Origin of the sequence: Terriglobus sp., from assembly GCF_965201105.1 — a bacterium.
In the GTDB taxonomy this organism is placed as follows: Bacteria; Acidobacteriota; Terriglobia; order Terriglobales; family Acidobacteriaceae; genus Terriglobus.
In genome coordinates, this window is record NZ_OZ241741.1 from 2676011 (window position 1) to 2689819 (window position 13809).

At 63.2% G+C, this 13809-nt stretch carries 11 protein-coding genes; 7 read left to right on the forward strand and 4 right to left on the reverse strand.

What is annotated here, in order from left to right:
- Nucleotides 1–3: 3 nt before the first annotated feature.
- Both ACOFKT_RS11640 and ACOFKT_RS11645 read right to left on the reverse strand, forming a co-directional pair.
- Nucleotides 4–843: an SgcJ/EcaC family oxidoreductase gene (locus tag ACOFKT_RS11640; protein ID WP_419804163.1), complete on the reverse strand. Its 840-nt coding sequence runs from the start codon at nt 841–843 to the stop codon at nt 4–6.
- Between the two features lie 456 nt (nt 844–1299).
- Nucleotides 1300–2355 carry a hypothetical protein gene (locus ACOFKT_RS11645; RefSeq protein ID WP_419804164.1) on the reverse strand — a complete coding sequence of 352 codons (1056 nt, stop codon included), beginning with the start codon at nt 2353–2355 and terminating at the stop codon, nt 1300–1302.
- Between the two features lie 54 nt (nt 2356–2409).
- Here ACOFKT_RS11645 and ACOFKT_RS11650 point away from each other — a divergent pair, with 54 nt between their 5' ends.
- Nucleotides 2410–5298 (forward strand): valine--tRNA ligase, encoded by a 2889-nt coding sequence (locus ACOFKT_RS11650; protein ID WP_419807157.1) that lies wholly within the window; start codon nt 2410–2412, stop codon nt 5296–5298.
- Nucleotides 5299–5582: 284 nt separating this feature from the next.
- Here ACOFKT_RS11650 and ACOFKT_RS11655 read toward each other — a convergent pair whose 3' ends face one another.
- Nucleotides 5583–5783 (reverse strand): cold-shock protein, encoded by a 201-nt coding sequence (locus ACOFKT_RS11655; protein ID WP_419804165.1) that lies wholly within the window; start codon nt 5781–5783, stop codon nt 5583–5585.
- 176 nt (nt 5784–5959) lie between these two features.
- A complete protein-coding gene (locus tag ACOFKT_RS11660) occupies nt 5960–6367 on the reverse strand; it encodes a hypothetical protein (protein WP_419804166.1) in 408 nt (135 codons plus the stop codon).
- A gap of 80 nt (nt 6368–6447) precedes the next feature.
- Here ACOFKT_RS11660 and nadC point away from each other — a divergent pair, with 80 nt between their 5' ends.
- The 6 genes from nadC (at nt 6448) to ACOFKT_RS11690 (ending at nt 13764) form a co-directional block, all read left to right on the forward strand.
- On the forward strand, nt 6448–7344 hold the full coding sequence (nadC, locus tag ACOFKT_RS11665; RefSeq protein ID WP_419804167.1) for a carboxylating nicotinate-nucleotide diphosphorylase: 897 nt from the start codon (nt 6448–6450) through the stop codon (nt 7342–7344).
- The gene (locus ACOFKT_RS11670) at nt 7334–8191 is read left to right on the forward strand and encodes a biotin--[acetyl-CoA-carboxylase] ligase (RefSeq protein WP_419804168.1); all 858 of its coding nucleotides are present in this window, start codon (nt 7334–7336) and stop codon (nt 8189–8191) included. The genes nadC and ACOFKT_RS11670 overlap by 11 nt, the downstream gene beginning before the upstream one ends.
- A gap of 53 nt (nt 8192–8244) precedes the next feature.
- On the forward strand, nt 8245–9081 hold the full coding sequence (locus tag ACOFKT_RS11675; protein WP_419804169.1) for a type III pantothenate kinase: 837 nt from the start codon (nt 8245–8247) through the stop codon (nt 9079–9081).
- A 10-nt stretch (nt 9082–9091) separates the two neighbouring features.
- Nucleotides 9092–9790, forward strand: coding sequence for a hypothetical protein (locus ACOFKT_RS11680; RefSeq protein ID WP_419804170.1), 699 nt, complete (start codon nt 9092–9094; stop codon nt 9788–9790).
- A complete protein-coding gene (locus tag ACOFKT_RS11685) occupies nt 9790–10953 on the forward strand; it encodes a class I SAM-dependent RNA methyltransferase (RefSeq protein WP_419804171.1) in 1164 nt (387 codons plus the stop codon). Before ACOFKT_RS11680 ends, ACOFKT_RS11685 begins: the two co-directional genes overlap by 1 nt.
- A gap of 69 nt (nt 10954–11022) precedes the next feature.
- Nucleotides 11023–13764: a ComEC/Rec2 family competence protein gene (locus ACOFKT_RS11690; protein ID WP_419804172.1), complete on the forward strand. Its 2742-nt coding sequence runs from the start codon at nt 11023–11025 to the stop codon at nt 13762–13764.
- The last annotated feature ends 45 nt before the right edge of the window (nt 13765–13809 follow it).

Here is a 13809-nt window from a genome sequence, read left to right on the forward strand (position 1 = left end):
GAGCTATTTCGGGTGGACGATGTCCATCACCATAAAATCTGTGATCTTCCAGGTGCCGTCCCGCTTGGTGAGCGCCTCGAGGTAGTACGAGTGACGCAGAGGAATGGCGATGGCGTTGTTGCCGGGGACCACACCTTCGATGCGCTCGTCGCTCCAGACGGTGGCGGTCGTTGGGGAGAGCATGCGCACGTCGAGTATCTTCCACGGTGTGGTGCTTTTGCCGGCGCGGAACCCTGGCCTATTCATCAGGTCGGTTAGGAAGGCGAGGAGCGCTGCCCTGCCGTGCAGGCGAACGCCAAAAGGATTTTGCCAGATGGCGTCGTCGGTGTAGAGGTCTGCGACCTGCTTGGGGTCGTACATCTGCCAACCCTGTATCTCAGTCTCAATGACAGAGCGGACAGCGGCCTCGTCTGACCCCTCATCTGGGACCGTGCCGTGAACGGCTTCAAGCTGTACCACGTCCTGTACTGGTGCCGTTTCCAACGCGATCGAATCGAAACAGCATGGGCCACTGTACGCATTGTCACTGTCGTCAATTTGAAGCTTGACAGTGACTCCTGCGGGGGTTTCGCTTTGTATCGGTATACTCGCCGCCCGAAACCCTCGCGCTGTGACGGTCAACTGACCTGCTGCTTCTGCACCGTGCGTTAGTGCCGCAATCCCGTTGCGATCAGAGACGGCATGCAGCAGCACTATTTGCGGCGACTTGAAGTCCACTGTTGCGCCCGGGATCACGGCCCCCGCTGCGTCCTTAACCAGCACGGACCAGACTGAGGTCTGCTCTGCCTGGTCCTGTGCCAAGGCCGGTGTGCTCGCAAGCAGCACCATCAGCCCAAACCTCATTACACGCCATTGCTTTGTCAGCCGCCACATGCCCTCGTTCTACACCGAAATGCTTCGTTGTTCTAGAAGGGATGCTGACTGAATTGCCGAAAGCGTATGACCCGTCTCTGATTGAGCGAAGTGGGCGGAGTCTGGGCGCGTGAGCGTCAGGCATGCACACGTGGCTGATGTGGCGCGAGAACCTGATCACGTTTCGCAGCTGTTGTGGAAGTGAAGTGAGTGCGAGGTGGCGGCACGGTGGTTCTGTTGCACGCGCCGTGCAGCTTCAGAGTGCATCACCTCAGCGGCTGAAGCCGCGTTTCCTGCTCTGCGTCACCTTCTACTTCGGCGACTGAAGCCGCGTTCTGCCCTGCGTCGTTTCTATCTCGGCGGCTAAAGCCGCGCGCTGATTCAAGTTGCCGTCGCCTGCAAGCGATTCAGTCGGCGCGGCTGCTGCAAGCGATTCAGTGGGCGCGATTACTGCAGGTGGACGCTGTCGAGGATGGCGTCCCAGGCGCGTAGGTTAGTGTTGTAGTCGAAGTTGTTCAGGGCCGCGGGGCTGACTGCGCGCATGGTCACGTCGGGTGGCGTCGGCTTGTTGGGGTCGCCGAAGAACTGCCACCGGCACTCCATGGGGCTTACGTCCGGCTCAGACGCGGAGATGACGGTGACGCGCTCTTCTCCGGGCAGGCCGGCTACTGTGCGGTGCCCTAGTCGCTTGACTTTGTCCACAGGGTCGCCGCGCTGGGCGGCAGCGGCTGATTCGTCCGCGCTATCCCTGAGCAGGCTTTTATGCGGCATGAGCGGGTCGGGACTGTCCGCGTTGAGGTTCACTTGCATGTTGCTGGTGCGTGAAGTCCCCTCTACCGGCAGGAGCATGTTGAGAACGATGTCCCCGTGTTCCACGGATTTGGTGTCGGGCGGCAGTTGCACCCCTGCTTGCGCCTCGTTGTTGCCGAATGCGAAGTCGCCGTCGCGCACCGGCGCGGGCAGGATGTGGCTGACGACCTGCTGAATGGTCTGCTCCGCGATGGCGAGCTGGTCCGGCGCGGTGATGGGCAAGTTCGCCTGCACGTACGCGTGTGGCAGCTGGAGGACGCAGGCGATCAAGCCCATTTGGCCTTGGCCGCCATTGGATCTGTGACAGGCCTGGCCTGCCGGGGTGGGCAGAACCACCGTGGTGGACGCATCATTGTTGCGCGTCGTCCCGGAGCTTTCAAGGGTGCCCTTTGTGAAGTCGTTCAGGACGCTTTGCCAGGTTTGTCCCGGTTTGTAGGACTCGACCGACAGGTACACACCACGCACCATGGAAATGGAAGTCTCCACCGTGGTTCCCGGCGGGACCTTGACGGCGAGGCGGCCGGACCGGATGCTTCTCCAGCCAGCGGTGGATAGGGGAGTGGCCTCGGTCCGCTTCGCCGTGCGGCAACCCAGGGCGGCGAACATGGCGAAGGCACACAAGAGAAAGCGCGTGCGGGCTGGGCTTGTCTGGCGAGTGGTGTGGAACCCGGTGCGGGCGCGAAAGAGGCGCATGCGGCTGTGATGCCGAAGTGCACGGCGGTGTGGGCCTTCGCTATGCTGGAAGGGATGCCGACTGAGTTGCCGAAAGCGTATGACCCGTCGTTGATTGAAACCAAGTGGGCGGAGTTCTGGGTGCGTGAGCGCCTTTGGGATGTGCCCGCGGATGTTGCGGAGAGCGCCGGGCCGGGCGCCGCGGCTAGAAAGCCGGGCGCTGCGGCGAAAAGCTTCGTCATGCTGCTGCCGCCGCCGAATGTGACCGGCCGGCTGCACATGGGGCACATGCTGAACCAGACGGAGATGGACATTCTGACGCGCTGGCATCGCATGCGCGGCGAAGAGGCGGTATGGGTGCCGGGGACAGATCACGCCGGCATCGCGACGCAGATGATGGTCGAGCGGCAGCTTGCCAGCGAGGGCACGGACCGCAAGGCGCTGGGGCGCGAGGCGTTTCTGGAGCGCGTGTGGCAGTGGAAGGGCCAGTACGGCGGCGCGATTACGGACCAGATGCGCCGGCTGGGCGCGAGCGTGGACTGGAGCCGCGAGTACTTCACCATGGACGACAACCTGTCGAACGCGGTGACCGAGGCGTTTGTACGGCTGTACGAGCAGGGGCTGATCTATCGCGGCAGCTACATCGTGAACTGGGACCCGGTGCAGCAGACCGCCGTGAGCGACCTGGAGGTGGAGCACAAGGAGACGACCGGCAAGCTGTATTTTGTGCGCTACCCGCTGACGGATGGGCCTGTCGGTGGCACAGACTCGATCACGATTGCGACGACCCGGCCGGAGACGATGCTGGGCGACGTTGCCGTGGTGGTGAACCCGGCGGACGAGCGCTACACGGCGCTGGTCGGCAAGACTGTGACGCTGCCGCTGGTTGGGCGAGAGATTCCGATTTTGGCGGATGACTGGGCCAAGCCCGAGTTCGGCACGGGCGCGGTGAAGGTAACGCCGGCGCACGACCCGAACGACTTTGAGATCGGCAAGCGGCACAACCTGCAGAACTTGATCATCATGGACGAGACCGCGCGCATCGCCGTGCCGGGTTCGCCCTATGACGGTCTGGACCGCTACGACGCACGTGAGCGGATTGTGGAGGACCTGCGCGCGGCCGGGCTGCTGGTGGAAGTGAAGGAGCATGGCCTTGCGGTGGCGACATCGCAGCGATCCGGCGCGGTGATTGAGCCGCGCTTGTCGCCGCAGTGGTTCATCAAGATTCAGCCGTTGGCGGACAAGGCGATTGCGGCGGTCGAGCAGGGCGCGATCAAGTTCACGCCCGCGATGTACGAAAAGACGTACTTCGAGTGGATGCGCAACATTCACGACTGGTGCATCAGCCGGCAGTTGTGGTGGGGGCATCGCATTCCGGCGTACCACTGCCCGCAGTGCGAGACGGTGTGCGTGAGCCGCACGCGGCCGGAGCGCTGCGGCAGCTGCGATCATGCCGAGATGCAGCAGGAAACGGACGTGCTGGACACATGGTTTTCGAGCGGATTGTTGCCGTTTACGGTATTTGGCTGGCCAGTGGAGCAGGGCGCAGGGGACAGGGCACAGGGAGCAGCATCAGAGTCGTTGCAGCGTGACAGAACCGATCTGGACCGGCTGTATTCCACCTCCCTGCTGGTGACGGGGTTTGACATCCTGTTTTTCTGGGTGGCGCGGATGATCATGCTGGGTACGCATTTCATGCTGGACGTGCCGATGCCGGACGGGTCGAAGCGCGAGTTGAAGGATGCGGTGCCCTTCCGCGAGGTTTATATTCATGCGCTGGTGCGCGATGCCGACCGGCAGAAAATGTCGAAGACCAAGGGCAATGTGATTGACCCGATCCAGATCATCGAGAAATATGGGACGGATGCGGTGCGGTTCACGCTGGCGTCGCAGGCGTCGCCGGGCACGGACATTGCGTTCAACGAGCAGCGCACCGAGGGCTATCGCGCGTTCGCGAACAAGATCTGGAACGCGGCACGGTTTCTGTTCCTGCAGATGGAGCGCGCGAAGGCCGCCGGGTACAACGTGAAGATGGGGCCGGCTGCCGCGGTTGCGGCGCTGCCGGAGATCACTCCGGTGGAGACGCGGTGGATCTTTGCACGGCTGCGCGCGGTGTGCGGCGAGGTGGAGAAGGCGCTCGCGGACTACCGCTTCGACGAGGCGGCAAACGCGGTGTACCAGTTCTTCTGGGGCGAGTTCTGCGATTGGTACCTGGAGTTGGTGAAGTTGCGGCTGAGCTTTCCTTCCGATGCTGAAGGCTCTCCTGCTCCGGTGGAGGGAGCTTCGGAAGAGAGCAGGCCGATTCAGAACCCGGAAACTGCGATCTCGCTTGCGGGGCTGGTCGGTGTGTTCGAGGCGTCGCTGCGGCTCTTGTCGCCGTTCATGCCGTTCCTGACGGAGGAGGTGTGGCACGCGCTGTACGAGAATGAGCCCCCGGCAAAGTCGATTGCGCTGACGCGCTATCCGCAGGCGGCTGACTATCCTGCGGATGACGCCGCGACGGCCGCGATCGCGACACTGCAGGAGCTGATCGTGACGGTGCGCGGGCTGCGCAAGGACCTGGGCGTGCCGGAAAAGGAGGCCGCGCCTATTGTGCTGCACGGCGACAACCGAACGCTGGCGTTGGCCGATGCGAACCGCGACATGCTGGCGAAGTTGGCGCGGGTGGGCGATGTGGAGTTCAGCGGTGAGCCCCTGACGGGAGCGGCGGCACGCGGCGGCGCGGGGTTCGATGTGGCGGTCGTGTACGAGCGGCAGATCGATGTTGCCGTGGAGCGCGAGCGGCTGACCAAGGAGATTGCCAAGCTGGAAAAGGGGCTGCAGGCGGCGGAGCGCCAGCTTGGAAATGACGCGTTCCTGGCGAAGGCTCCCGCTGCAGTGGTGGACGGCCTGAAGAAGCAGCAGGCGGAAACGGCAACGCTGTATGAGAAAGCGAAGGCGTCGCTCACGGCGCTGCCCACGTGATCTATCTCATCTGCTTCTCAAGTCGATACGCCTGCAGGAGCCATGCAGCACCAAAAAGAGTGGCGCACACCTGCAGAAATGGTGTTGGTAGGTGGAAACGCAACGCGGCAGCGACGACACAGCCGATGCCACAGATCAAGGCGACGACAAAGCGGAACTGCGCAAGCTTTCTCATGGCCTGATCGTGGCAGAGTGACACGAACTTCGCAATTTAATTCCTGCAGAAACGGAAAGGGACAGCTTGTAGGCTGTCCCTTTCCGTTTCGCAGAATCTTGAATTTAGCTTACGCGGGCTGAACGTTCTCAGCCTGGAAGCCCTTGGGTCCCTTGACCACGTCGAAGGTCACGGACTGACCCTCTTGCAGTGAGCGGAAACCGTTGCTCTTGATTGCGGTGTGATGGACGAATACGTCCTCGCCGTTCTGGCGGCTAAGAAAACCAAAACCCTTGGCGTCGTTGAACCACTTCACAGTGCCCTGTTCCATTGTGTCTGTCCTTCATGTGCGAGCGGATCGCACCTTGATGTACCGCTGAACGCAATTGGTAGTGTGTTGCGTCTGGCAATGCCGGACAGGCAAAACGAACCGATCGGATCGACGATCAGTGTCCAGCATACTCGGTTCTCTGTGGAAAAACGAGTGCTGACTGCGGAGAATTCAGATCAGGGTTTCTGGACCTGTTTTTCTTCGACCGCGATCGTCACATTCTCATGCTTGATGTCGAGCCGGAGCCGGTTGTACAGACTCATGTACATATTAGCGATCAGGACGAGGGCGAACTCCGCCAGCACATAGCCGCGCCAGCCCGCGAAGAGCAGCTGGTAGCGCGTGAAGATCAGGACAGATGCCGTGACGTAGTGCGAGAAGCAGTATTCGCAGGTGAACAGGTAGAAGAATTTGCGCTCGGGCATGGAGCGGCAGTCCTGGCTTTTGCGCTTGCAGAATTCGCGTGGCTCCCGGAAGACTTCCTCATGCGTGACGGTCCAACTCATGCAGGCGATCGGGATCGCGATCAGCAGAAGCACGCCCGCCTGGTGCATGAGAGTGGCAGTCAACAGAACAGGTGTCATAGTTCAGTGAGCGCGTTTTGCTTTCCTTTCACGCGCTGTTTCCCGTAGGATGCGCCATGCGCCGCTAGGATTGTGAACAGATGGACTGGAAGAGCAGAAAGGTTGCGGCGGTGCTGGAAGCCGCGCTGGCCGAGGACAAAGCCACAAGCGACGTGACCACGGCGCTGACGATTGATCCGGATCAGCGTGCCAGCGCCACGGTGCTGGTGCGCCAGGATTGCGTGATCGCGGGACTGGGCGCGATTGGGGGGGTCTTTGACGCGTTTGCCGCGCTGCAGGCGCGCGCCGGCGGCAAACGTGGGAGTCGCTATGAAGTCATCAGCCACCCGGAGATCTTTGACGGCGTACGCGTTCGCAAGGGACAAACGGTGGCGGTGATTCGGCATTCCGCCGCAGCCATCCTGAGCTGTGAGCGGGTGATCCTGAACCTGCTGCAGCGCATGAGCGGCATTGCGACGCTGACGCGCGAGTTCGTGGACGCGACCGCCGGCACGCGCGCGCAGGTGCTGGACACGCGCAAGACTATGCCGGGACTACGCCTGCTCGATAAGTACGCGGTCTGCTGCGGGGGCGGGCAGAACCACCGGCTCGATCTGCAGGACGGCATTATGCTGAAGCAGAGCCACATCGCCCTGGCGGGCGGCTTGCAGGCGGTCGTGGAACGCGCCGCGAAGCACCGCAAGCCTGGGCAAAAGGTGGAGGTGGAGGTTCGCTGCGCTGAGGACGCCGAGACTGCGGTGCAGGCCGGCGCGGATGTGCTGCTGTTCGTACACATGACAGTGCGCGAGGTGGCGTTGGCGGTCGAGCAGATGCGCGCGGAGCACCCGGCCGTATTGCTGGAAGTGGCCGAGCACCTGAACCTGGAGAACGTTCGCGAGTACGCCGATACGGGCGTGGATTTTCTGAGCGTCGGGAACCTGACGCGGGGCGCGGCGGCGGTGGACCTGAGCATGCGCATTACCGCCGATGTGTATTGAGGGGGAGCGAGTCGGCAAGGCAGCCGAGTCCTGCGGGCGTAATTCAAGTCAGCCCGTCAGCTTTGACGAAGCGAGTGTCAACGCAGCGCTTGCCGGAACGATATTTGTGGACAAGCTGCATCACTTCACCTCGATCGACAGTACGCAGACGCGCGCGATTGCCGATGCCCAGGCAGGCGCGGAAGCGGGACAGGTGTACGTTGCCGATGAGCAGACGGCGGGCCGGGGGCGGAGCGGTCATACGTGGCACTCGGAGCCGGGCAGCGGGCTATATGTGACTGTCCTGGTGCGGCCTGCGCTGCGCGCTGACGATGCGCTTTCAATCTCACTTGCGGCAGGTTTGGCGGCCCAGGCTGCAGTTCAAGATGTAACTGGGCGCCGCATCGACCTGCGCTGGCCGAACGACCTGGTGACGCTGGGACCGGGAAGCCTGAAGCTTGGCGGCATTCTGACGGAAACAGCAATGCAGCCCAACGGGTATCTGCGCTATGCGGCGATCGGCATCGGCATCAACGTGAATCAAAGCGCGATGCCTGCAGAGCTACAGGATGTTTCAACGTCGCTGCGGCTGCTTACCGGCGAACGCTCGAGCCGCGAAGACCTGCTGATTGCCCTGCTGCAGCGACTTGAAACCGTACTGAATGTGCTGGCGGAAGGGCCGGGTCCGGTTCTTGGGCGCTTCGCTGAAAACAGCACTTGGGTGCGCGGCAAATGGGTCCATGTCGCCGAGGGTGAAGGCTATACTGGCGTGACGGATGGGTTGACGGAAACAGGCCTGTTGCGCGTGCTGTGCGAGGATGGCATCCGTCGCATGGTGCGGCACGGCGGCGTTCGCGAGCTTGTCTGACGCGCCCCGATGCAGGAGCGGTTCAAGCAGAGACGACAAGCAGAAAGGTGGCTATGCTGCTGGCGATCGAAGTTGGAAATACGAACATGGTGCTGGGCCTGTATGCGCCCGCCACGGATGCCGAACCGGCACACCTGCTGCACAGCTGGCGGCTGGCAACGCCGTTGACGCACACGCCTGACGAACTGCGGATCGCAATGCATGGCTTGTTCGCGCTGCATGGCGTGGATCTGAAAAGCGTGGATGGTGTCGCCGTGTCGAGCGTGGTGCCGCCCGTAGATTCCATGCTGCGCGAGGTTCTGGAGAACTTCTTCAACGTCCGCCCGTTGTTTGTCGAACCGGGTGTGAAGACCGGTCTGCCGGTGCTGACCGACAACCCGGCCGAGGTCGGTGCGGACCGCATCGTGAACTCAGTCGCGGCATTTGAGCGGTATGGCGGTCCCTGCATCGTGGTGGACCTTGGCACGGCCACCACGTTCGATGTGATTTCCGCGCGCGGCGAGTTTTTGGGAGGCGCGATCGCACCGGGCCTGGGCATTAGCGCGAACGCATTGTTTGACCGGGCGGCAAAGCTGGCTCGGGTGAACATTCGCAAGCCGGGCAAGGTGATTGGTACCAGCACGGTCGACAACATCCAGATCGGTTTGTACTACGGCTATATTGGGCTGGTGGATGGCATTTGCGAGCGCATGATCGCAGAGCTTGGGCCGGAGACAAAGGTGATCGCCACTGGTGGCTTTGCCAAGATGATCGCGCCCGACTCGCGCTATATGAAGACGGTCGACCCGAACCTGACCCTGGACGGTGTGCGGCTGATTTATGAGCGCAATCAGGACCGGCTGAAGCGGCGGCCGGCGCGGCCCGAAGCTCAACAGGGGATCCATCGATAGCAGCACGCCCTTGCAGAACTACTACGAGTACTTCACGGAAATCGAAGAACGCTTTCAGCGGCGGCGCGGCACGCTGACGATGCTGAGCACGCTGGACTGGGCGCTGATCGAGACGTGGCGCGATGCAGGTGTGCCGCTGGAAGCCGTGCTGCGCGGCATTGATGATGCTTTTGACAAGCATGATGCGCGCGCGCAGAAGACGGGCAAGCGTCTGCGCAAGGTGAACGGTCTGGCCTGGGCTGCGCAGGCCGTGATGACCGCGACCGAACAGATGAAAGACGCCGCGGTCGGTGCTGCCAGCACCGCGGCATCGCAGCGTGAGAGCGGCTTTGAAGCGGAACCTATACGCGCGTACCTGCAACGCAACGCGGAAGCGGTTGCGACGGCGACCCTGCCGTTGGCCGCACATGCGCAACGGGACGAGATCGCCGACCGCTTGCGCGCGCTTGCCATGGACATTCCGGCAGATACCGAGGAGCTCGAGCGCACGCTGACCGTGCTGGAGGAAAAGCTGTTTGCGATGCTGCTGCTGGTCTCGCCCGAGCCACAGCAAAAGGAGTGGCGCGAGCAGGCCGCACGCGGGTTGAGCGGCAGCCGCGGCATGAGCGCCGCGCAGCTGAAGCATGTGACCCAGCAGTTTCTGCACAAGCGCCTGCTGGAAACGTACGGCCTGCCGCGGTTGAGCCTTTTTTATATGGAGCACCTGTAATGGAGCCGCTGCCCGCGCGCGCTGTTCCGGCCGAGGTCCAGCCGCGATGCCGGCACTTCGGCGAGTGCGGCGGCTGCCAGTTGCAACACCTGTCGCAGGCGACGCAGGTGCAGGGCAAGATGGAAGCGCTGCGCGAGCGGCTTGCGCAGGCCGGGTTCGGTGCGCCCGAGATCAGGACGCATACAGGGCAGGAGTACCACTACCGCAACCGCATTCGGTTGCGCCTGGAGGATGGCCGTCTTGGATACAACCGGCGTGCCTCCCATGCGTTTCTGCCTGTGGAGGAGTGCCCTATCGCAGCGCCTCTGCTGTGGCACACGGCTGCGGAGTTGGAAAGGGTTGCCGCAGTGCAAAGTCCATGGCCGGCAGGCAGTACCGAGGTGGAGCTCTGTACAAACGTGGACGAGAGTGGCTTGCAATTGCTGCTGCACGTTGACGCCACCGTGAACACGTTGGATCGCGATGCTCCAGCGCAGTTCCGCAGGGTTTGTGAGGCACTCAAGGTGCCAGTGCCACAGCTTGTGGGCGCAGGTCTGCTGGTGCAGGGCTCGCTCGCGACGACCTCGCGGCGTGTGCAGGAACGGCAGCGAGTGGAGGTAGCCCGCTGGGGCAAGCCGGGGCTTGCCTACGCTGTGAACGGCATTGAGTATGAAGTGTCCCGCGGTGCGTTCTTTCAGGTGAATCGATTCCTGACCGGCCTGATGGTTGACCTGGTGCTGGGTGGACGGAGCGGACGCATAGTTTGGGATTTGTTTGCCGGCGCGGGTTTGTTTTCCGTCCCGCTTGCCGAGCGCTTTGACCAGGTCATCGCGGTTGAGGTCGGCCAGCCCGCCGCAAACGATCTGAGCGCCGCGTTGCGAGCCGCTGGGGAGCTGCACCGCGCCGTTGCACAACCGGTGCTCGAATTCTTAAAGGACCAACGATCCACGGTCCCCGACGTCATCGTCATGGACCCTCCGCGGGCTGGCCTGGGCAGCGCGGCGGTGCAGCTTGCTCGCGTGGGCGCACCGGAACTTGTCTATGTCTCGTGCGATGCCCTTACATTCGCGCGTGATGCGCGAGCGCTGGTAGACTCGCGCTACACGATTACAGAATTGCACCTGCTCGACCTCTTCCCCCAGACAGATCACACGGAGACGATCGCCGTCTTTCGCCGCAGCTGACCACAGTGCTGCCGCGCAATCGGCGCCGCAGCGATGCTGAGGCTTCACGGGGAACGCGGAGTACCACCCATGCTGGGCCGCGAGGTTCACGCGCATCCGTCGCGCTTCAGCCGCGTGATGCCGCTGGAACTTCGCCGGGCGCCGCTACTGTATGTCGCGGCTGTGTTTGCGATGGGCATTGCCGCGTCGCAATGGTGGCGGCCCGGCGCGCTGCTGGTTAGCGGGACTGCAATATGTCTGCTGATTGCAGGTGTCGCTCTGTGGAAGGCGCCGCGGCTGGCGATCATCAGCGCACTTAGCGCGTGGTTCATGCTGGGCTGGTCATTGGGTGTGTTGCATCCGCGAAGCTCGACGGACCGCGCGCTGCTGCCTTACACAGATGGGTTGCGGCGCGAGGTCGTGGCAACGGTTGTGTCCGTGCAGCCGTTGCCCACGCGAAGCGATGAGCAGGATGCAGATCCGCTGCACTTTGGTGAGCAGGCGGCAGACCAGGAAGCTGGAGCCACCGAGCAGATACGGTACACCGCGGATCTGCAACTGCGACAGATCGAGCGACTGGACCCGGATGTTGTAACGATGCCGGACGCCGCGGGAACGGCCCGCGTGGTGCTTGCAGGACTCGATGGAGCCGCACTGCAGTGCGGCAGCAACGTACGGGCCGTCCTGCGGCTGTACCGGCCCCGCGAGTTTCGAGACCCCGGCGTGTGGCGCTATGGGGACTGGTTGGCAGAACAGCAGGTGTCCGCAACGGGAACGGCCGTGCCAAGCCATGTTTGGGTGACGCAGAATGCGCAAAGCGCGCCGCTGTCTTGCCGCTTTCAGCAGGTTCGCACCTGGGCCGACGGACGCCTGCACAACTTTGCCGCGTGGCAGCGAAGCAAGGCTTGGCTGCCCGCAGTGCTGCGCTGGAATGCGTCAGACGTGGCGGCGTGGACGGCCATGCTTTTCGGGGAACGAGGTGCGCTGACCCACCGTCTGCGGGCCGACTTCGAGCGCACGGGTACGTTTCACTTATTTGTGGTCTCCGGTATGCACATCGGCTTGGTTGCGGCAGCCGTGTTCTGGCTGGCGGATCGCATGCGTTGCGGCCGCCTGCTGACAACCTTGCTGACGGCACTCGCAACCAGCGGCTATGCGCTGCTGACCGGCTTCGGACAGCCGGTGCAGCGGGCTCTCTTCATGACGCTTGTGTTTCTGCTCGCGCAAGCGAGCGGCCGCGAGCGCAACGCCTTGAACGCCGTGGGCGCGGCTGTGCTGGCCATGCTGCTGGTGCGGCCACAGTCACTGCGCGACAGCGGCCTGCAGATGACGGTGCTGATCGCGCTGACCATTGCAGGCATCGCGGTGCCGCTGCTGGAGCGCACGGTCGCGCCGTACGCGCGTGCGTGCCGCAATCTGCCATTACTGCGGCTGGACCGCCGCCTGCCGCCGCACGTGGCCCAGTTCCGTGTGCGCCTGCGCTGGCTGGCTACAGAACTGGAGTTGTCATGCGGTCGATGGGCAAGCCTGGCGCTGCTTGCGTTCGTACGTGCCGCATTCGCGCTTCTGGTGGCGACCCTGGTCGCATTCATTACCGAGCTGACGATGGCGCTGCCAATGACGTTTTACTTTCACCGCTTCACGGCATTTGCGCTGCCGGCCAATCTGCTGGTTATTCCGCTGCTTGTGCCGCTGATGATCTGCGGCATTCTCAGCTTTCTGCTGAGCCTTGTTTCCTACCCGCTGGCGATGGTGGCGGCTGCTCCAGCGGCGCTGCTGCTGCACGGCGCGGCGTGGCTGGTGCGGGCCCTGGCGTCATTGCACGGCGCCAATTTGCGCACGCCAGGTCCGACACTTGCCGCGACCGTGGCACTTGCGGCTTCTGTTGGGCTCTGCGTCGTGTTGCTGCGCTTGCGCCGCCCCGCGTTCGCATGGGCGGCTGTGGCACTGGCATGCGGTGTGTCCGTGGGCACAATTGTTTTTGCACGCCACATGCGACCTCCACTGGCGTTTCGGGTCACGGCGATCGATGTGGGGCAGGGCGACTCGGTCCTGCTGACTGCGCCGAACGGACAGGCATTGCTTATCGACGCCGGCGGGATCGTGGGTCCCGAGCGAAATTTGCGGCAGAATAACGCAGGGGACGCCTTCGACACGGGCGAGGAGGTCGTCTCGCCCTACCTGTGGCACCTCGGCATTTCCCGGCTGGATGTCCTGGCGCTCAGTCATGCGCACATGGACCACCTGGGCGGCATGAGCGCAGTGTTGCGAAACTTCCGTCCGCGCGAACTTTGGCTCAGTGTGGATGTACCTTCCGAGCGATTGCACACCCTGCTCGCCGAAGCGCGGGCGCAAGGCACGGCGATTCGCTTTCTGCGCGCCGGCAGCCATGTGGAGTGGCAGCAGGTCCACCTGGACGTGCTTGGACCGCAACCGGCCTATGCGCCGGGCCTTGTTCCGACCAACGACGATTCGCTCGTGTTGCGGGCGGCTTACGGCCGCTCCTCTGCCCTGCTGGCGGGCGATGCGGAACTGCCGAGCGAAGAGGCGATGATGGCGGCGCACCTGCTTAGCCCAGTGACGCTGCTGAAGGTGGGTCACCACGGAAGCATGACGAGCAGCAGCGCACCGTTCCTGGACGCCCTGGAGCCGAAGGTCGCGGTAATCTCCTGCGGTCGCGGAAACCACTTCGGCCATCCACGCATGCCAGTGCTGGAACGGTTAGGTCAGCACCACGCCTTGACCGCGCGAACCGACACCATGGGCGCGGTGCAGTACACCTTGCATTCGGACGGTTCTGTCACAACCCTCATCCCCGCGGATGACAAGTAAGCGCAGCATCGATTTGCGCGCGGGCGCGTCTGAGACAAAGGGATC